We start from the raw sequence: 19377 nt of genomic DNA, 5'->3' as shown, positions 1-19377 counted from the left end.
CAGGTGCAGGCCAGCCCGACCGGCCAGCTCAACACGTCAGGTCAGCCGGTCAGGTCAGCCGGCGGCCCGGCCGGTCGGGTCAGCCGGTCAGGTCAGCCGGTAGGCCCGCTCGGCGTTGCCGGCGCCGATCATCGCCGCGACCCGCGCCGCGTCGTCCGCCGTCCAGGCGCCCTCGGCGACACCCTCGGTCAGGTAGCCGCCCAGCCCCCGGCGGAACAGCAGCGTGCCGAGCAGGTACAGCTCGGCCAGGCCGAAGGCGTCGGAGGAGAAGAGCACCTTGCCGAAGGGGGCCAGCTCGAGCAGTTCGCGCAGCACCGCCCCCGACCGGTGCCCGACGTTGTGGGTGGCCAGCCCGACGTCGACGAACACGTGGCCGAACACCTGGGCGAGGAAGCCGGCGTGCCGGTGGAACGGGTAGTTGTGCAGCAGCATCACCGGCACCCCGGCCGGCTCGGTGGCCCGCAGCAGGTCGGTGAGCAGCAGCGGGTCGCAGCGGTGCAGGTCGACGTCGGCGTCGCCGTAGCCGACGTGGAACTGCACCGGCAGCCCCAGGTCGATGCCGGACCAGACCAGGAAGCGGTGCAGCACCGGGTCGGCGACCCGGAGCGGGCCACCGGCGGTCAGCAGCCGGTCCGCGGCCCGGGCCACCTCGGCGTCGGCCGGCCGGGCGCCGTCCAGGGCGAGCCCGACCCGGTAGGCGGCGATCGACTTCACCCCGGCGGCGTCGGCGGAGCGGGCGGCCAGCCGGGCGCGGAACCGCTCGGCGAACCCCGCGGCGCCCACCTCCTCGGCGAGCACCTCCTCCGCGAGCGCCTCCAGGCGCACGACCTCCCGGGCCCGCGCACCGGCGAGGGCGGCGAGCTCGGCCGGGGAGGTGATCGGCTCGGGCAGGTAGCCGGTGTCGAGCAGGAACGTGCCGGTGCCGGTGGCCGCCAGCATCCGGCGGTTCACCTCGTCGGCGCCGAGCTCGGCCCGGCGGGCGAGATACTCCTCGGCCGGGGTGTGCGCCGGCAGGCCGAGCAGCGGCGGGCACCACCGGCGGACGGCGAGACCGACCTGCGAGTCGAACAGCGAGCCGCCGAGCGTGCTGGGCCCGGCCGCCTCGGTGAGCATGGACTCGAACTCGGCGCGGGTGAGGTCCCGGCGCACCAGGCCGTGGCAGTGGTGGTCGACCAGCGGCAGGCCGGCGAGGTCGGGTCCCAGGGTGCTCATCCGGCCAGTCTGGCCGCCCGGGCGGCCAGGCGCCGCTGCTCACCACCGGCATCTCCGGCCGTGCACGCGTCCCACCGCTGCCTACAGTCGGGTGATGGCCTCCTGGAGCACCGCAGACATCCCCGCGCAGACCGGTCGCACCGTCGTCGTGACCGGCGCGAACAGCGGCCTGGGGCTGGAGACCGCGCGAGCGCTGGCCGCCGCCGGCGCCCGGGTGGTGCTCGCCGTCCGTGACGTGGACCGCGGAGCCCGGGCCGCGGCGGACCTGCCGGGTGAGGTGGAGGTGCGGCGGCTGGACCTGGCCGACCTGGCCTCGGTGCGCGAGTTCGCCGCCGCGTGGTCCGGCGACCTCGACGTCCTGGTCAACAACGCCGGGATCATGCACGTGCCGGCCGGGCGCACCGCCGACGGCTTCGAGCTGCAGCTCGGCACCAACCACCTCGGCCACTTCGCGCTGACCGCCCTGCTGCTGCCGCACGTCACCGACCGGGTGGTGACCGTCTCCTCGATGCTGCACCGCGCGGGGCGGATCGAGCTGGACGACCTGAACTGGGAGCGCCGCCCGTACTCGGCCACCGGGGCCTACGGGCAGTCGAAGCTGGCCAACCTGCTGTTCACCCTGGAACTGCAGCGCCGGCTCACCGCGGCCGGGTCGAGGGTGCGGGCGCTGGCGGCGCACCCGGGCTGGGCGGCGACCAACCTGCAGGGCCGCACCGGCAACCGGGTCAAGGACGCCGCGATGGCGGTGGCCAACCGGGCCCTGGCCACCAGCGCAGCGCAGGGCGCGCTGCCCACGCTGTTCGCCGCCGTCGCCGACCTGCCCGGTGGGAGCTTCGCCGGGCCGGACGGCACGACCATGCGCGGTGCCCCGACGCTGGCCGGCCGCAGCCCGGCGGCCTCGGACGCCGCGCTGGCCGGCCGGCTGTGGGCCGCCTCGGCCGAGCTGACCGGCACCGACCTCCCGGCTCAGCTGCCGGCCTGAGCCGGGCTCGTCCGCCGGCTGCCCGACCGTCCGACACCGGGCCGGGACGCCGCCCGCTCCGCCGCCGGCACCGCGGCCAGCACCAGGCCCGCCGCGACGACGAACGCCACCCGGGTGCTCGTCGCGCCGGCGACGGCCCCCAGCAGGACCGCGCCGGCGGCCTGCCCGACGGTCAGCGCGATGAACAGCACGGCGGCCGCCTGCGCCGACGCGTCCGGCAACCGGGCGGCACCCCACGCGATCAGCACGCCGCTGAGGGCGACGAAGGCGCAGCCGAAACCGGCCAGCCCGACGCCGGCGGCGACCACCGAGGAGGGCAGCGCGGCGAGCAGCAGGCCGGACGCCGCGGTGACGACCGCCGTCCCCGCCCAGGCGGTCCGCAGCCCGGCCCGCTGCACCAGGTCACCGCTGAGCCCGCCGACCAGGCCGGCTGCACCCAGCACGCACCAGAGCAGCCCGGTCGTGCCGTTGGGCAGCCCGCCGTCGATCGTCATCAGGTCGCGGCCGAACGTCCAGACGCCCGCGCAGCCGGCCCCGGCCAGCACCGCGGCGACCAGGGGCCGGACCAGGTCGCGCAGCGGCGCCCCGGGGCGCACCTCGGCGGCGGCGGGCCAGCGGCTGGCGCGGTCGGCCCACCCGGTGGCCAGCACGGCGACGACCGCGAAGCCGGCCCAGACAGGTCGCCACGCCCCGGGGACGGTGAGCACCAGCAGCCCGCCGACGACGACGCCGGCCCCCGTGCCGCTGTTGACCAGCGCCTGGGCACGCGGCTGGGCGTCCGGCCGCACGGTCGCCGTCACGGCCGCGACCAGCGCCGGGGTCGCGGCTCCGGCTCCGCTGCCGGCCACGAGGACACCGAGCGCGAGGCTCGGCACCGACCAGGCGAGCGCCACGAGCAGTGAGCCCAGCGCGGCCGAGCCACCGGCCAGCCACAGGGCGCGCCGCCCGTGGGCCCGGCCGGCCAGCCGCTGGCCCGTCGCCGCGGCGACGCAGTAGGCCAGGTAGCCGGCGGCGGCGAGCACGCCTGCCGTCCCCGAGGAGAGCCCGAAGGCGGCACGGAACTGCGGCAGGTAGAGGCCGAAGCCGTAGCGGGCCAGCCCGTAGGTCACCGCGATGACGGCGAGGCCGGGCAGCACCAGGCCGGCCGGTCGCCGTCCGGTCGTCTGTAACGATCGTTTCACCATAACGAGCGTTACAGTAGCGCCGTGCCCACGTCCTCCGCATCCCGGTCCGCGCGCGACCGGCTGATCGCCGCGGCCGGCGAGCTGTTCTACGAGTCCGGCATCGCCGCGACCGGGGTGGACGCCGTGCTGCAGCGGGCCGGCGTCTCCCCCGCGACGATGTACGCCCACTTCGCCGGCAAGGACGGGCTGGTCGCCGCCTACCTGGAAGAGCGCTACGCCGCCTGGCACGCGACCTGGGACGCCGTCCTGGCCGAGCTCGACGACCCGGTCGACCGGCTGCTGTCGCTGTTCGACGCGGTCGACAGGTACCGGCAGCGGGAGGGCAACCGGCGTGGCTGCGCGTTCCTGGCCGCGGGCACCGAGCTGCCCCCCGGGCACCCGGGCCAGCCCTGGCTGCAGGCGGACTCCCTGCTGCTGACCGGCCGGCTGCGCGAGCTCGCCGTCGCCGCCGGCGTCGACGACCCGGACGACGCGGCCGCCACACTGCTGCTCTGCTACGACGGCGCGCTGGCCCGGTCGGCCCGGGAGTGGACCACCCCGGAACTGCGCTCCGGCGACCCGGTCCGCCGCGCCCGCGACCTCGCCGCCGCCTGGTTGGCCTCGCGCGGCCACGTCGCCGGGGGCTGACCCTGCGACGACCACCGGACCGACGAGGCGACATGTCGGCTGGTGGACATGTCGCCGTCGCGGGCGACGTACGCCCGTCCGACCGCGGCTGCGCGTCCGACGGGCCGCGGCGACCCCCACCCGAGCGATGAGTTCCGGGCCTGGCGCGGGTCACAGCCTCCAGGACCGCGCCCCCGGTGCGTGCGCGGCCGGAGAGGACACCATGGCCAGGCTCATCTACGGGATGATCACCTCCCTCGACGGCTACGCCTCCGCCGCCGAGGGCGACCTCGGCTCCGGCGCCGAGGACGAGGAGGTGCACACCTACATCGGCGACGCCTTCCGCCACGTCGGCACGTACCTCTACGGCCGGCGGATGTACGAGACGATGGTGTTCTGGGAGACGGCGCACGACCTGCCCGACGCCCCGCCCCACGTCGTGCAGTACGCCCGCGACTGGCAGGCCGCGGAGAAGGTCGTGTACTCCACGACGCTGGAGTCGGTGTCCAGCGAACGGACCAGGATCGAGCGGACCTTCGACCCGGAGGCGGTCCGCCGCCACAAGGCCGAGGCCGCGGCCGACCTCACCGTCGACGGCCCGACCCTCGCGGCCCAGGCCATCGCGGCCGGCCTGGTCGACGAGTTCCACCTGTTCGTGACCACGAGCGTGGTCGGCGGCGGCACCCGGTTCTTCCCCGACGGTGTGCGCCTGGACCTCGAGCTGGTCGGGCAGCGCGCCTTCGACAGCGGGCTGCTGCACCTGCACTACCGGACCCGCTGAGCAGCCCTCAACCGGTCCGGCCCGCGCGAGGCGCCCTCGCGTGGTGCCCACCCCGCGGTCGTGGTGCACTGCGCCCGTGTCCGTCGCGGAGAAGCTCGACCGGCTGCAGCGCCGGCGCCGCGCGGCCGGGTTCCCGATCGCCGTCGTCTACAAGTACGTCGACGACTCCGGCCCGTACCTGGCCGCGCTGATCACCTACTACGCGTTCGTCTCGCTGTTCCCGCTGCTGCTGCTGTCCTCGACGATCCTCAGCAAGGTCCTGGTCGGGAACCCGGAGCTGCAGCAGCGGTTGCTCGACTCGGCACTGAGCCAGTTCCCGGTCGTCGGTGAGCAGCTCGGCGAGCCGCGTGGGCTCAGCGGCGGCGTCCTCGGGGTGGTCATCGGCATCCTGGGGTCGCTGTACGGCGCGCTCGGCGTGGCCCAGGCCGTGCAGTACGCGATGAACACCGCCTGGTCGGTGCCACGCAACAGCCGGCCCAACCCCTTCCTGGCCCGCGGCCGCAGCCTGCTGCTGCTGGCCACCGCCGGGCTCGCGGTGATCGGGACGACGGCGCTGTCCACCTTCACCTCGGGCCACCTCGGCTCGCTGGGCGCGGCGACCAGGGTGCTGACCCTGGTCGGGTCGGTGGCGATCAACGCGGTGGTGTTCGTGTTCGCCTTCCGGCTGGCCACCGCCCGGCACCTGAGCGCCCGCCAGGTGCTGCCGGGGGCGCTGACCGCCGCCGTGCTCTGGCAGCTGCTGCAGACCTTCGGGGTCAGCTACGTCGGCCGGGTGATGGACAGCGCGAGCGCCACCAACGGCGTCTTCGCCCTCGTGCTCGGCCTGCTCGCGTTCCTGTACCTGGCGGCGGTGGTGGGCGTGCTGTGCGTGGAGGTCAACGTGGTGCGGGTCGACCGGCTGTGGCCGCGGGCACTGCTCACCCCGTTCACCGACGACGTCGACCTCACCCCCGGCGACCGACGCAGCTACACCGGCATGGCGAAGGCCCAGCGGACCAAGGGCTTCGAGACGGTGCACGTCACCTTCGACCCACCCGACCGCGACACCGACTGAGCACCACCCGACCACACCGGAGGCCACATGGAGCTGCACGAGCGGGACGAACGACGGGCCGCCGCCGAGGCGGTGCTCGACGACCTGGCGGGCGCCGGGGTGGTCGGCGTGGTGCTGCCCTGGGTCGACACCAGCGGGATCACCCGGATGAAGGCCGTGCCACTGGCACAACTGCCCAGCGCCGCGCAGTGGGGCGTCGGGATGAGCCCGGTGTTCGACGGGTTCCTGGTCGACGACTCGATCATCGCCGGCACGCACGCGGGCAGCGCGGTCGGTGACCTGCGGCTGCACCCGGACCTCTCCCGGCTCACCGTCCTCGCAGCCCAGGAGGGGTGGGCCTGGGCGCCGGTCGACCGGTACACCCAGGACGGCGTCCCGCACGCGCAGTGCTCCCGCTCGCTGCTGCGCCGGCTGGTCGACGAGCTCGCCGCCGACGGGCTGAGCGTGCGGGCCGCGTTCGAGGTGGAGTGGGCTCTCGGGCAGGACGGGGACGCCTTCGTGCCGGCGCTGTCCGGGCCGGCGTACGGGCTCACCCGGCAGATCGAGGTCTCCGACTACGCCCGCGACCTGCTGGTGGCCCTGGACGCCCAGGGCGTGGCGGTCCAGCAGTTCCACCCCGAGTACGCGGCAGGCCAGCTGGAGGTCTCGGTCGCCGCCGAGGACCCGGTCGCCGCCGCGGACACCGCCCTGCTGGTGCGGGCCACGATCACCGCGGTGAGCATCGCGCACGGCCTCCGCGCGTCCTTCTCCCCGAAGGTGACCGCCGACGGCGTGGGCAACGGCGGGCACGTGCACCTGTCGCTGTGGCGGAGCTCTCCGGACGGGGGGCCCGAGAACCTGATGAGCGGCGGCTCGGGCACCTTCGGCCTGACCGCGGACGGCGGGGCGTTCGTCGCCGGGTTGGTGCAGCACCTGCCCGGGCTGCTCGCCGTCGGCGCGCCGAGCGTCGCCTCCTACCTGCGCCTGGTGCCGTCGCACTGGGCCGGCGCCTACGCCGTCTGGGGGCTGGAGAACCGGGAGGCCGCCGTCCGGTTCGTCACCGGGCCGAGCGGCCACCGGCAGGCGGCGGCCAACGTCGAGGTCAAGTGCGTGGACGCCGCCGCGAACCCCTACCTGCTGCTGGCCGGCCTGCTCGCCGCCGGCGCCGCCGGGGTGCGCGCCGGCACCGCACTGCCGGACCCGGTGGGCATCGACCCGGCGACGCTGAGCGAGGCCGGACGGCGGGACGCCGGGATCACCGCGCTGCCGTCGTCGCTGGGCGAGGCGGTGACCGCGTTCGAGCGGGACGACGTGCTCGCCGCCGCGTTCGGACCGGAGCTGGCCACCACGATCGCCGAGGTCCGGCGGGGTGAGCTCGCGCTGTTCGACGGCGTCCCGGCCGAGGACGTCGCCGCCGCCGTCCGGTGGCGCTGGTGACGGGCCCTGCCGGATCTCCAGTCCCGGCTGGAAGATTTCTCTGCCGGAGACGTTTACATCACCGCACGCCCGAGGTAATCTCCAGCTGCCACTGGAGGTTCGCCAGAGGCAGCGACGACCGCACTCCCGCACGACACCGGAGGTACGCAGCCATGATGCTGACTTCCTACGACCCCTTCGCGTCCACGTCGTCCGTCTTCCGGGCGCTGGACCAGCTGACCGGTCGCACCGGCACCACCACCGCCCGCCCGCTGGCCGGCATGCCGATGGACGCCTACCGGGTGGGTGACAACTTCGTCGCCCACTTCGACCTGCCCGGCGTCGACCCCGGCTCGATCGACCTGTCGGTCGAGGGCACCACGCTGACCATCAGCGCCGAGCGCTCCGTCCCGGAGATCGAGGGCGCCCAGTGGCAGGTGGCCGAGCGGCCGTTCGGCAGCTACACCCGGCAGCTGGTGCTGGGCCGCAGCCTGGACACCGACCGCCTGGAGGCCAGCTACCACGACGGTGTGCTCACCGTGAGCATCCCGGTCGCCGAGAAGGCGAAGGCCCGCAAGATCACCGTGACCCGGGCAGACACCCCGGCCGCGGTGGAGGCCCACACCATCGAGGGCGAGCAGCCCGCCGTCGAGAGCTGACCGACGCTCCCCGGGAGGGGCGGGACCACCCGGTCCCGCCCCTCCCGTCGTCTCCGGAGGACCCATGAGCACCGACCCGCTGCAGCGCCTGGACGACCCCGACCACCCGGTGCTCACCATGAGCCAGGCGGCCGACCTGCTCGGCGTCCAGGCCGCCTTCCTGCGCAGCCTGGACTCCTCCGGGGTGCTGCACCCGCACCGCTCCCCCGGCGGCCACCGCCGCTACTCCCGGCACCAGCTGCAGCTGGCCGCCCGGGTGCGGGTGCTGCTGGACGACGGCCACCTGCTCAGCTCGGCCCAGGTGATCGTGCAGCTGCAGGACGACCTCGCCGACGCCCGCGCCGAGCGCGACACGGCGCGCCAGGAACTGCGCGACCGGCGCCGGTGAGCCGGCTCAGGGCTCCAGCACGAACTTGCGGTGGGCGGAGGCGACCTGCCGCTGCCAGACCGCGGCCACGTCGGCCAGCGGCGCCCGCTCCACCTCCACGCCGATCCGCCCGGCGGCGGCGTGCCCGGTGAGCTCGGCCCAGCCCCGGGCCACGACGTCGCCGGGCACGTGCCGGGTGGTGTAGCCGAGCAGGTCGACCATCGCCTCCCGGAAGCCGCCGGCCACCAGCTCGGCCGCCGGCGCCGCCGAGTGCCCGATCTGCACGTGCCGCATGCCCTGCCGGGCCGCTCCCATCGCCGCGAGCGCCGGGGTGCCCCAGACCGGGTCGATGGTCACGTCCACCCCACCCCCGGCCGCGTCGCGGATCCGCCCGGCGAGGTCGGCGACCGGCTCGTCGTCGGACAGCTGCACGGTCGCGTCGGCACCCAGCCCGGTCAGCCGCCGCAGCGCGTCGGCGTCCCGGGCCGCGGCGACCACCCGGCCGGCGCCGAGCACCTTCGCCGCCTGGACGGCGATCGTGCCGAGCACCCCGCTGGCCCCGAGCACGAGCACCGTCTCCCCCGGCTGCAGCCGGGCCCGCCACTGCAGCGGCAGCCAGGCGGCGAGCCCCGCGATCCCGCAGGCCACCGCGAGGCCGTCGTCCAGCCCGTCGGGCACGTCCAGCAGCGAGCCGGCGGGCACCAGCGTGCGCTGCGCCATGGAGCCGAACGGGGCGACGCAGCCGTTGAAGTACACCCGCCGCCCCTCGACGGTGCCGACGCCCTCACGGCCGGCGACCGAGGGGAACGGCGGCTTGGTGACGAAGACCCCGGCGGCGATGGCGACGTCCACCGGGTTGACCCCGGCCACCCGTACGTCGACCAGCACCTGCCCGTCCGCCGGGACCGGGTCGTCGAAGGAGGCGAAGGTGGGGGTGCCGGGCTCGGTGAGCACTGCTGCGTCCATGGCCCGACGCTAGAGGTCGCCGAGCATCTCGGCCGCTCAGACCAGGGCGGGCAGCAGCAGCAACACGGTCGGCACCAGCAGCAGCGCGACCGCGCAGGTCAGCGCCGTCCACCGCGCCCGGGCCGGCAACGGGTCGGCCGGGGCGAGCAGCCGCCGCACCCGGACGGCGACCGGCCCACCGCTGACCGCCAGCGCCCCCTCGGGCACCTGACCGCCGGAGCCGCCCGCGGCCGCGACGATCGCCGCGGCCAGGGTGCGCCGTGGGTCCGGGCCGGTGAGCGCGGTCAGCGCGACGTCGTCGGCCCGCATCTCCACCAGGTCGCGGACGGCGTCGTGCGCGCGGTCGGCGGCGGGCAGCACCGGCAGCGCCGCCCGCCAGGCCACGAACGGCAGGAGCAGCAGGTGGTGGTGCTCGCGCAGGTGGGCCCGCTCGTGGGCGACGACGGCGTCGAGCTGTGCCTGGTCGAGCTCGGCGACCATGCCGGAGGAGAGCACCAGCAGCGGGCGGGCGCCGGGGATGCAGAAGGCGACCGGCGCCGGGTGGTCGAGCAGCAGCGTCTCGTCCTCGACCGGTGCCGCCGCGCCGGGCCGGACGACGAGCTCCAGCAGCTCGCGGTGCCGCCGGCGCGTGCGGGCGGTGCGCACGCCGGAGAGCAGCAGCACCCCCAGCAGCTCCAGCGCCAGCACCGCGGCGAGGGTCTGGGCGACCCAGTGGTCACCGCGCACGACCTCCTGCGCCGGTTGCCGGGTGACCCAGTGCCACCACGCCTCGGGCAGCGAGTGCCCCCACGGCGCCAGCCCGTGCACCAGCAGCGCGCCGATGATCGACAGGCCCCCGGCCAGCCCGATCGCCTGCCAGCACACCAGAGCGGCCAGCGGGTCGCGGCGCGGCCAGCGGGCGCGGGCGAGCGCCGCGGGCACCGGCCAGGCCAGCAGCGCGGCCAGCACCCCGAGGGCCAGCGCGGTCGCGGGGAGCACGGTCAGGCCGGCGCCGCGTCGTTCCCGGCGCCGGCGAGCAGCTCGCGCAGCATCCGCATCTCGTCGTCCCCGACGCTGCCGACGAAGCGGGCCAGCGCCGCCTGCCGGTCACCGGCCTGGCCGAGCACCTCGTGCATCAGGTCGGCGACGTGGTCCTCCCGGGTGCCCAGCGCCCGGAACTGCCGGGGCCGGGAGTCGTCGTGGTCGACGAACCCCTTCTGCTCCAGCCGGGTGAGCACGGTGTGCACGGTGGTCAGCGCGAGCCCCCGGTCGCTGAGCTCGTCGCGCAGCTGGGTGGCGGTCGCCGGGGCGCCGATCGACCACAGGTGCTCGAGCACGGTGCGCTCCAGCTCGCCCAGCGTGTTCATGGGTCCCCCTGTCGGCCAGCTCACACGGCGCGTCTTCTACATCTCGTAGAAAAAATTGTTCTACCTGGCGTAGAAAGAACTCGTCGATCGTACGTCAGCAGCTGGAGGAACCCCGGTGGACGTGTTGGACATCGCTCGGTGGCAGTTCGGGATCACCACCGTCTACCACTTCCTGATGGTCCCACTGACCATCGGACTCGGGATCCTGGTCGCGGTCATGCACACCATGTGGGTGCGCACCGACAAGCCCGAGTGGCTGCGGATGACCCGCTTCTGGGGCCGCGTCTATCTGATCAACTTCGTGCTGGGCGTCGCCACCGGCCTGGTCCAGGAGTTCCAGTTCGGGCTGGCCTGGAGCGAGTACAGCCGGTTCGTCGGAGACGTCTTCGGCTCGCTGCTGGCCCTGGAGGCGCTGCTCGCCTTCTTCCTGGAGTCGACCTTCCTCGGCCTGTGGATCTTCGGCTGGGGCCGGATCCCGAAGAAGGTGCACCTGGCCACGCTGTGGGCCGCGGTCATCGGCTCGATCGTCAGCGCGTACTTCATCATCGCGGCCAACTCCTGGATGCAGCACCCGGTGGGCGTGGTCACCGACGACGCCACCGGGCGGCCCGTGCAGGTCGACTTCTTCGCCGTCCTGACCAACAACACCGCGCTCGCCGCGTTCAGCCACACCATCGTCGGCGCGCTGATGGTCGCCGGCGCCGCGCTCGTGGGCATCGGCCTGTGGCACCTGCGCAAGCGCACGCTGGCCGGCGCCCCCACCACCGACCCGGACCACCACGTGTGGCGCCGTTCGGTACGGCTCGGCGGCTGGGTCTCGGTGGCGGCGTTCCTGCTGGTCGCGGTCACCGGCGACTACCAGGCCAAGCTGATGTACGAGCAGCAGCCGCTGAAGATGTCCTCGGCCGAGGCGCTGTGCACCACCGAGGCGCCCGCCCCGTTCTCGGTCTTCGCCTTCGGCAAGCTCGGCTCCAACGAGTGCGACGACGTGCACTCCTGGACCGTCCCCTACCTGCTCTCCTACCTCGCCCACGGTGACTTCTCCACCGCCGTCCCCGGGGTGAACGAGCTGCAGGAGGAGTACTCGGCCGCCTACGGGGCCACCTACCCCGACGACCCCTCCTTCGGCGACAAGGCCGGCGAGCCGATCGACTACACCCCGCTGCTGGCGGTCACCTACTGGAACTTCCGGCTGATGATCGGCATGGGCATGGTCTCGGCGGCGGTGGGCGCCTACGCCCTGTGGTCGACCCGCAAGGGCCGGGTGCCGACCAACCCGATCGCGGTCTACGGCTCGGTGCTGGCCATCGGCGCCCCGTTCGTGGCCAACGCCGCGGGCTGGATCTTCACCGAGATGGGCCGCCAGCCCTTCGTCGTCTACCCGAACCCCGACGTCCCGCGCGAGGACCAGGTCTACTTCTTCACCGCCCAGGCCGTCTCCCCCGGCGTCACCGCCACCGAGGTGTGGACGTCGCTGATCGGCCTGACCCTGGTCTACGGCGCCCTGGCCGTGGTGGAGCTGTGGCTGCTCACCCGGTTCGTCCGCCGCGGGGTCACCACCAGCGACGGCGCCCCCACGCCGGGGCACACCCCCGAGGGCTCGCCGGACGACGACGTCAGCGGCGGCGCCGACGTCACCCCGGGCAGCGCCAGCACCCGGCGCGAGTCCGACGACGACGTCCTGTCCTTCGCGTACTGACCCGAACTGATCGAGAAGAGCTGACATGGACCTGCAGACAGTCTGGTTCGCCGCGGTCGCGGTGCTCTGGATCGGCTTCCTGCTGCTGGAGGGCTTCGACTTCGGGGTCGCCGCGCTGCTCCCGGTGATCGGCCGCAAGCCCGCCGACCGGCACCTCATGCTGCGCAGCATCGGCCCGCTCTGGGACGGCAACGAGGTCTGGCTGATCACCGCGGCCGGCGCGGTCTTCGCCGCCTTCCCCGGCTGGTACGCCACCTGGCTGCCGGCGCTGTACCTGCCGTTCGTGCTGGTGCTGTTCGGGCTGATCATCCGGGCGGTGGCCTTCGAGTGGCGGCACTCGCACCACACCGCGCAGTGGGACAGCACCTGGACCCACGTCATCACCGCCGGCTCGCTGATCGCCGCGCTCGGCGTGGGTGCCGCCCTGGGTGGCACCACCCTGGGCCTGCCGATCGACGGCGACGGCATCCGGGTGGGCGGCGCGTTCGCCGGGGTCACCTGGTCGGCGCTGCTCGGCGGCGTCGCGGTGCTGGCGTACTCGATGGTGCACGGGGCGGTGTTCCTGGCGCTGAAGACCGACGGCCCGGTGCGGCTGGCCGCCCGCCGGTTCGCCGTCCGCTGGTCGCCGGTGGCCGCGCTGCCGCTGCTGGCGTGGGCCGGGCTGGTGCAGCTGCGGTCGGGCACGTTCGTCACCGGTGTGCTGTGGCTGGTCGCGGCCCTGGCCGTGCTGGTCAGCTGGACCCGGATCCGGGTCGACCGCGAGGGCCAGGCGTTCGCCGCCTGGGCGGTGGTGATGCTCGCCTCGGCCGCGACGATCTTCGGCGCGGTGTACCCGGTGGTGGTCGTCTCCACCGTCGACCCGGCCTTCTCCGTCACCATCGCCGAGGCGTCGGTCAGCGACTACACGCTCACCATCATGACCTGGGCCGCCGGCTTCGGGCTGCCGGTGGTGCTGGGCTACCAGGCCTGGACCTACTGGGTGTTCCGCAAGCGGCTGACCGCCGAGCCGGAGACCCCGCACACCGAGGAGCCGGTGCACGCATGACCGGGCGCACCACCACCCGGAGGGGCCGAAGTCGCGACTCTGGCCCCTCCGGGGCGTCGGGGCGGGGGCCGCTGGGGGCGCTGGCCGGGGTGCCGGGGCTGACCGGGGCGCTGGTGCGGGCGGCGGTCGTCGCGCTGGTGCAGACCGCCGGGGTGGTGCTGCTCGCCGCGGGCCTGGCCCGCGCGGTCGCCGACGTCGCCGCCGGGACGACGCCCGGGACGGCGCTGCTGGTCGCCCTCGCCGGGGTCACCGTCCGGGCGCTGGGCTCCTGGGCCGGGGGCGTGCTGGCCACCCGGGACGCCCGCCGGGCCGAGGACACCCTGCGCCGCCGGCTGCTCGACCGGCTGCTGGCCGGCGAGGGCGAGGCGGTCACCGCCGCCGGTGGCAGCGGCCCGGCCGCGGTGCTGGCCACCACCCGGCTGCACGACCTGGGCCCGGCGCTGGCCACCTACCTGCCGGCGCTGGCCCAGACGATCGTCGTCCCACCGGTGGTGCTGCTGGCCATCGGCGTCACCGACTGGCTCTCCGCCGTGCTGGTCGCGGTCACCCTCCCGCTGGTCCCGCTGTTCATGGCGCTGGTCGGGCTGCACACCCGCGACCAGACGGTCGAGGCCGCCCGGGCGCTGGACCGGATCGCCGGGCACGTCGCCGAGCTGGTCCGCGGGCTGCCGGTGCTGGTCGGCCTGGGCCGAGCCGCCGACCAGCTGGCCGCCCTCGCCGAGCTCGGTGAGTCGCACCGCCGGCGCACGCTGGCCACCCTGCGGATCGCCTTCCTCTCCTCGCTGGTGCTGGAGGTCCTCGCGACGCTGTCGGTCGCGCTGGTCGCGGTGACCGTCGGGATCCGGCTGGCCGACGGGACGATGAGCCTGGACGTCGGCCTGCTCGCCCTGCTGCTCGCCCCGGAGGCCTTCGCCCCGCTGCGCGCGCTGGGGGCTGCGCACCACGCCTCCGAGGACGCCGCCGAGGCCGCCGCCGCCGCCCGCGCGGTGCTCACCACCCCGGCACCCCGGCCGGTCGTGGCCGCCCCGCCCACCGGTGAGCTGCGCGGGCTGACCGTCACCGGCCTCACCGTCGCCTTCCCCGGCCGCGGCGCCCCGGCGGTCGAGGACCTCTCCTTCACCGTCGAGCCCGGCGAGCTGGTCGCCCTGCGCGGGCCCAGCGGCTCGGGCAAGTCCACCGTGCTCGCCGTCCTCGCCGGGCAGCTGCTGGACGGCGGCACCGCCGAGGTGGACGGTGTCGTGCTCGCCCCGGCGGACGTCGCCGTCGTCCCGCAGTTCCCGCACACCGTCGCCGACACCGTGCTCGACGAGCTCGCGCGGCACGCCGGTGAGCTGCCGGCGGAGCGGGCCACCGACCTCGCCGACACCGCGCTGGGCTGGGTGAACGCCGAACACCTGCGCGACCGCACCTGCCGCACCCTCTCCCCCGGTGAGCTGCAGCGGGTCGCGCTGGCCCGGGCGCTGGTGCGGGTGCAGCGCGGCGCCCGGGTGCTGCTGCTCGACGAGCCGACCGCCTCCCTCGACGCCGCCGCCACCGCCCGGGTCACCGAGCTGCTGGTACGCCTGCGCGGCTCGCTGTGCACGGTGCTGGTCACCCACGAGCCGGCGCTGGCGGTGCTGGCCGACCGGGCCGTCGACCTGCCCGGCCGCACCGCCGTCCCCGCGCTGACCACCGTGCCCGGGCCCGCGGGCGCCCCGGTGGTCGCGCCGGCCGGCGAGCTGCCGGGTGCCCCCACGAGCGGCGCCACGAGTTCGGCTGCACCGACCGCCGGGCTGTCCTGGCCGCGGCGGGCGGTCACCCGCGCGGTCGGGTACGGCGCCGCGTCCAGCGCCTTCGGCGTCGCGCTGACCGCGGTGTCGGGCTGGCTGATCGTCCGGGCCGCCGAGCAGCCGCCGATCCTCACCCTGATGGTCGCCATCGTCGGCGTCCGGGGCTCGGGCCTGGGCCGCGCGCTGCTGCGCTGGCTGGAGCGGCTGGCCAGCCACGACGCCGCCTTCCGGCTCGCCTCGGACACCCGGCTGCGGCTGTGGCGGGCGCTGATCGGGCAGGGCCCGGCCGCCGACCGCACCCCGGGCCGGGCGCTGGCCCGGCTGGTCGGTGACGTCGGGCTGCTGCAGGACCTCTCGGTCCGGGTGGTCACCCCGCCGCTGGTCTCGGCCGTGGTGCTCGCCGGGACGACGGCGGTGCTCACCGTGCTCGAGCCGCGGGCCGGTGCGCTCGTGGCCGCGGTGCTGCTCGTCGCGGTGCTCGCCGTCCTCGGGGTGCACCGGTGGGCCGACCGCGGGGTGGCCCGCGCCGCCGCCGAGCTGCAGACGGTGACCCTGCGCGAGACCGCCGGGACGCTGGAGGCCGCCGGCGACCTCCGGGCGCACGGGCTGGCCCCGGCTGCGGTCGACCGGCTCGACGCGCTGGGCCGCCGCCAGGGTCGCGCTGCCCAGGCCGGTGCCGCGGCGGCCGCGGCCGGTGACGCGATCGCGGCGCTGGCCTCCGGGTCGGCCGCCGTGCTCGCGCTGTGGGCCGGGGCCGCCGCGGTGCGCGCCGGGGAGGTGAGCGCCCCGGTCGCCGCCGTGCTGGCGCTGGCCCCGCTGGCGCTGCTCGAACCGCTGACCGCGCTGGGCGCCGCCCGGCGCCACCGGCTGGCCTGGGCCGACGCCCGCGCCCGGGTGGAGGCGGTGCTGGCCGAGCCGGTGGCCGCCGACCCCGCCCCGGCCGACCGGCTCACCCCGCCGCGGCCGGTGCGGGAGCTGGCCACCGAGCACCTCACCGCCGGCTGGCCCGGCCGGCCCGGTGTGCTGCGTGACCTGGACCTGGTCGCCACCGCCGGCCGCGGCTGGCTGGTGGTCACCGGGCCGTCGGGGTCGGGCAAGTCGACGCTGCTGTCGGTGCTGATGGCCGCGCTCCGGCCGGTCTCCGGCGACCACGTGCTCAGCGACGGCGGCCGGCCGGTGCCGGTCGCCCGGCTCACCCGGGACGACGTGCAGGCGGCCATCGCCTGGTGCCCGCAGGACGCGCACGTCTTCGACGCCCCGCTGCGGGCCAACCTGGCGCTGGCCCGCCCACGCGGCGAGCTGGCCGGCCCGGACGGCGAGCAGGCCATGCGCGCCGCGTTGGCCGACGCCGGGCTCGGCCCGCTGCTGGCCGCCCTCCCCGCGGGCCTGGACACCCCGGTGGGCGCCGGCGGCACGTCGCTGTCCGGCGGTGAGCGACGGCGGCTGGCCGTCGCCCGCGCGCTGCTCGCCGACCGCGAGGTCGTGCTGCTCGACGAGCCGACCGCGCACCTGGACCCGCCTACGGCGGCCGCGCTGGTGGCCGACCTGCGCCGGGCACTGGCCGGCCGGCTGGTCGTCTGCGTCACGCACGACCACGACCTGGCCGGTGCCGACGACACCGTGGTGGACCTCGGCACGCACGCACAGGTGGCGGCGCGCCGCTGACCCCGGCGGCCGGGTGTGCTCCCGGTCGCCGGAGGTGATCATGGGGCGGTGAGCCTGGCCCAGCGCTTCACCGCCGCCCTCGCCGCGGAGACCGCCGGGAGCGAGCACGACGACGGGCACCTGCTGCCCGAGCGGCTGGCCCGGGCCGTCACCCGGGTGCTGCCGGTCGACGGCGCCGGCCTGAGCGTGCAGCTGCCCCGGCTGGGCCGGTGCCCGCTCGGCGCGAGCCCCGCCGCCGCTGGACGAGCGGAGCGGCTGCAGTTCACCGTCGGCAACGGGCCCTGCCTGCTCGCCGTCACCACCGGGCAGCCGGTCTTCCTGGTGGTCGAGGACCTGCAGCGGCGGTGGCCGGTCTTCGCCGCACTCCTGCTCGAGCAGACGCCCTACCGAGGTGTGGTGTCACTGCCGGTACGGCACGCCCTGGCCGGCACCGGAGCACTGGACCTGTTCCTCGCCGACCCGGCGGACGTGGCCCGGCTGGACGTGTTCGACGCCGTCGCCGTCGGCGACCTGGCCGCCGCGGCGCTCAGCGACGCCGCGGTCTGGTCGACCTGGTCGGAGGCCGAGGGCCCGCACTGGCTGCACAGCCCGGCGGCGGAGCGCCGGGCCCAGGTCTGGCAGGCGGTCGGGCTGACCTCCGCCGCGCTGGACGTCGAGGCCGGCGAGGCGCTGGCCGTGCTCCGCGCGCACGCCTACGGCACCGGTCGCACCGTCGACTCGGTCGCCGCCGACCTGGTCAGCGGGCGGCTGGTGCCCGCCGACGTCATCGGGCGGCCCGGCGCGAGCTGAACGGCCCGCCGATCGTGGTGCCGGGTGCGGGTCCGGCTCAGTCGCAGGCCGGCCCGTCGGGCACGTCGACCTGGATCTCCGCCCCCAGCTGGGCACCGACCAGCGGCAGGTCGTCACCGGACCAGAAGCTGCCCGGGTCGTAGGCCTTGAGCGGCCGGTCCTTGGCCAGCAGGCCCATCGCGGTGTAGGTGGTGGCCACCAGCTCGGCGCAGAAGACCGTGTCGTTGGTCTGGTGCCGGCGGAGCTTGCCGTTGACCCAGCCGTGCGCCAGGTGCCGGGTGGTCGGGAACGGCTTGCCGTCCAGGCGGGCGATGGTGCGCAGCACGGCGTCCTCCATCTCCCGGGTCACCCCGCCGTCGTCGGCCGGCCCGACCAGCTGCCGCAGCCACGCCTGCTGCCCGTAGCGCTTCTTCCAGACGCAGACGGCGTCGGAGAGGTCGTGCAGCTGGACGCCGCGCTGGTGCCGCCCCGACCACACGTCGGCCAGCGAGTGCCCCAGCTCGGCGTGCCAGAGCAGCGGCGGCAGGTCGTCGAGGACGACGGCCATCCCGACGTGGTTCACCGGGGCGTTGGTGAGCGTCTGGATGGCCCGGTCGGCCAGCGAGGCGCCGCGGAAGACCCAGACGTCGCCGGTCCGGGTCAGCTCGACGGCCTCGTGCAGCGACAACACACGACCGGAGGTGCGGGACACCGCACGAGAGTGAGCCACACCACTACCGTAACGGCTCATGCGCCCCTCGAAGCTGCTCGGAGTCGCCGGGATCGTCGGCGTGGCCGCGACCGGCGCCGTCCTGGTCCGCCACGAACGCCACCGTCGCGCCTACTCGGCCGATGAGGTGCGGGCCCGGCTGCAGGGCCGGGTGGCCGACGTCGCCACCGCCGACGCCGACCCCGATCTCGCCCCGGACTGGCCGGCGGAGGTGCAGCGGCCGCAGCGCCACCCGCTGGAGGCGCTGCTCAACACGGTCATGAGGATCGGGCCGCTCCGCCGCTTCGAGCAGCCCTCCCGCTCCTGAGGCCGGCCGCCGTCAGGCGGCGCCCGGGGGCAGCGCCGTCCCCTCGTCCTTGAGGACGACGCCGGAGGCACCCAGCTGCCGGGACGCCTGCACCAGCGCGGCCAGGGTGTCGGCGGCCTGGGCGTAGCCGAGCCCGTGCGGCGGGCGGACGTTGGAGATGCAGTTGCGCTCGGAGTCCGCCCGGCCCGGCCGCGGGCCGTGGGTCAGGTACAGCCCCAGGCTGTCGGCCGAGCTCAGCCCCGGCCGCTCCCCCACCAGGACGACGACGATGCCGGCGCCCAGCGCCTCGCCCACCGGGTCACCGAGGGCCACCCGCGCCTGGTGGGCGAGCACCAGCGGCGCGACCGACCAGCCGGGCAGCCGGTCGAGGACGGCGGCCACCGTGCCGGCGGCGTGCTCGTGCACCGCGCGCGGCGACAGCCCGTCGGCGACCACCAGCGCCAGGTCGTGCGGCCCGCCGGGCAGCTGCGTGCCCTCGGCCAGCTGCCGCCCCAGGTCGGGGCGCTGCAGGTAGGTGGCCCGGTCCGGTGCGCGGCTGTGCACCTCCAGCACGTCCAGCTCGACGCCGGCCGCGGTCAGCGCGGTGCGAACCCGGCCGGCGTCCAGCGCGGTGTGCACCGCGTCCCGGGCGGCCGCGTGCGCCGCCCGGAACTCCAGCTCCCGCGTCGTCGGCAGCCCGTCCCCGGCCCGGCCCAGCGCCACCCGCGCCCGCGTCGCCTCCCGCAGCACCGCCCACGGATCGTCCGGGGGGGGGGGGGGGGGGGGGGGGGGGGGGGGGGGGGGGGGGGGGGGGGGGGGGGGGGGGGGGGGGGGGGGGGGGGGGGGGGGGGGGGGGGGGGGGG

19 protein-coding genes are annotated in these 19377 nt (G+C 76.0%); 12 read left to right on the top strand and 7 right to left on the bottom strand.

Annotated features, from left to right (window positions below; all coding sequences use genetic code 11):
• Positions 1-87: 87 nt before the first annotated feature.
• Positions 88-1212, bottom strand: coding sequence for an amidohydrolase family protein (locus ACJTNH_RS15850; protein ID WP_458177314.1), 1125 nt, complete (start codon positions 1210-1212; stop codon positions 88-90).
• A 94-nt stretch (positions 1213-1306) separates the two neighbouring features.
• Here ACJTNH_RS15850 and ACJTNH_RS15845 point away from each other — a divergent pair, with 94 nt between their 5' ends.
• Complete coding sequence (locus ACJTNH_RS15845; RefSeq protein WP_458177312.1) at positions 1307-2194, top strand: oxidoreductase; 888 nt, start codon at positions 1307-1309, stop codon at positions 2192-2194.
• On the opposite strand, the gene ACJTNH_RS15840 is transcribed toward ACJTNH_RS15845, so the two are convergent.
• Positions 2179-3378 carry an MFS transporter gene (locus ACJTNH_RS15840; protein ID WP_458177310.1) on the bottom strand — a complete coding sequence of 400 codons (1200 nt, stop codon included), beginning with the start codon at positions 3376-3378 and terminating at the stop codon, positions 2179-2181. The two genes, ACJTNH_RS15845 and ACJTNH_RS15840, sit on opposite strands and share 16 nt — an antisense overlap.
• A gap of 21 nt (positions 3379-3399) precedes the next feature.
• Here ACJTNH_RS15840 and ACJTNH_RS15835 point away from each other — a divergent pair, with 21 nt between their 5' ends.
• From ACJTNH_RS15835 to ACJTNH_RS15810, 6 genes are all read left to right on the top strand, one after another.
• Complete coding sequence (locus tag ACJTNH_RS15835) at positions 3400-4005, top strand: TetR/AcrR family transcriptional regulator (RefSeq protein ID WP_458177308.1); 606 nt, start codon at positions 3400-3402, stop codon at positions 4003-4005.
• A 202-nt stretch (positions 4006-4207) separates the two neighbouring features.
• Positions 4208-4765: a dihydrofolate reductase family protein gene (locus ACJTNH_RS15830; protein ID WP_458177306.1), complete on the top strand. Its 558-nt coding sequence runs from the start codon at positions 4208-4210 to the stop codon at positions 4763-4765.
• Between the two features lie 76 nt (positions 4766-4841).
• A complete protein-coding gene (locus ACJTNH_RS15825) occupies positions 4842-5819 on the top strand; it encodes a YihY/virulence factor BrkB family protein (protein ID WP_458177304.1) in 978 nt (325 codons plus the stop codon).
• A 27-nt stretch (positions 5820-5846) separates the two neighbouring features.
• Positions 5847-7235, top strand: coding sequence for a glutamine synthetase (locus ACJTNH_RS15820; RefSeq protein ID WP_458177302.1), 1389 nt, complete (start codon positions 5847-5849; stop codon positions 7233-7235).
• A gap of 155 nt (positions 7236-7390) precedes the next feature.
• Complete coding sequence (locus ACJTNH_RS15815; protein ID WP_458177300.1) at positions 7391-7873, top strand: Hsp20/alpha crystallin family protein; 483 nt, start codon at positions 7391-7393, stop codon at positions 7871-7873.
• A 64-nt stretch (positions 7874-7937) separates the two neighbouring features.
• Positions 7938-8261, top strand: coding sequence for a MerR family transcriptional regulator (locus tag ACJTNH_RS15810; protein ID WP_458177298.1), 324 nt, complete (start codon positions 7938-7940; stop codon positions 8259-8261).
• Between the two features lie 6 nt (positions 8262-8267).
• Here ACJTNH_RS15810 and ACJTNH_RS15805 read toward each other — a convergent pair whose 3' ends face one another.
• Genes ACJTNH_RS15805 through ACJTNH_RS15795 form a run of 3 tightly spaced genes read right to left on the bottom strand, consistent with a single transcriptional unit; the run spans position 8268 to position 10552 of the window.
• A complete protein-coding gene (locus ACJTNH_RS15805; RefSeq protein ID WP_458177296.1) occupies positions 8268-9206 on the bottom strand; it encodes a quinone oxidoreductase family protein in 939 nt (312 codons plus the stop codon).
• Positions 9207-9242: 36 nt separating this feature from the next.
• Entirely contained in the window at positions 9243-10184 is a 942-nt protein-coding gene (locus tag ACJTNH_RS15800; RefSeq protein WP_458177294.1) for a M48 family metalloprotease, read from the bottom strand.
• A gap of 2 nt (positions 10185-10186) precedes the next feature.
• Positions 10187-10552: a BlaI/MecI/CopY family transcriptional regulator gene (locus ACJTNH_RS15795; RefSeq protein WP_458177292.1), complete on the bottom strand. Its 366-nt coding sequence runs from the start codon at positions 10550-10552 to the stop codon at positions 10187-10189.
• A gap of 115 nt (positions 10553-10667) precedes the next feature.
• On the opposite strand from ACJTNH_RS15795, the gene ACJTNH_RS15790 reads away from it, so the two are divergent.
• Genes ACJTNH_RS15790 through ACJTNH_RS15775 form a run of 4 tightly spaced genes read left to right on the top strand, consistent with a single transcriptional unit; the run spans position 10668 to position 17519 of the window.
• Positions 10668-12251, top strand: coding sequence for a cytochrome ubiquinol oxidase subunit I (locus ACJTNH_RS15790; protein ID WP_458177290.1), 1584 nt, complete (start codon positions 10668-10670; stop codon positions 12249-12251).
• Between the two features lie 25 nt (positions 12252-12276).
• Positions 12277-13296: a cytochrome d ubiquinol oxidase subunit II gene (cydB, locus tag ACJTNH_RS15785; RefSeq protein WP_458177288.1), complete on the top strand. Its 1020-nt coding sequence runs from the start codon at positions 12277-12279 to the stop codon at positions 13294-13296.
• The gene (gene cydC, locus ACJTNH_RS15780) at positions 13293-16730 is read left to right on the top strand and encodes a thiol reductant ABC exporter subunit CydC (protein ID WP_458177286.1); all 3438 of its coding nucleotides are present in this window, start codon (positions 13293-13295) and stop codon (positions 16728-16730) included. Before cydB ends, cydC begins: the two co-directional genes overlap by 4 nt.
• 48 nt (positions 16731-16778) lie before the next feature.
• Entirely contained in the window at positions 16779-17519 is a 741-nt protein-coding gene (locus ACJTNH_RS15775) for an ANTAR domain-containing protein (RefSeq protein ID WP_458177284.1), read from the top strand.
• Between the two features lie 37 nt (positions 17520-17556).
• On the opposite strand, the gene ACJTNH_RS15770 is transcribed toward ACJTNH_RS15775, so the two are convergent.
• A complete protein-coding gene (locus ACJTNH_RS15770; protein ID WP_458177282.1) occupies positions 17557-18210 on the bottom strand; it encodes a hypothetical protein in 654 nt (217 codons plus the stop codon).
• Positions 18211-18247: 37 nt separating this feature from the next.
• On the opposite strand from ACJTNH_RS15770, the gene ACJTNH_RS15765 reads away from it, so the two are divergent.
• Entirely contained in the window at positions 18248-18535 is a 288-nt protein-coding gene (locus ACJTNH_RS15765) for a hypothetical protein (RefSeq protein WP_458177281.1), read from the top strand.
• Positions 18536-18547: 12 nt separating this feature from the next.
• On the opposite strand, the gene eutC is transcribed toward ACJTNH_RS15765, so the two are convergent.
• Positions 18548-19377: ethanolamine ammonia-lyase subunit EutC (gene eutC / locus ACJTNH_RS15760; RefSeq protein WP_458177279.1), on the bottom strand; the 830-nt coding region annotated here is incomplete at its 5' end.

Source organism: Modestobacter lacusdianchii, from assembly GCF_054177765.1.
Note: the sequence above shows the minus strand (reverse complement) of the source record. Positions and strands in the feature narration are given on the sequence as shown.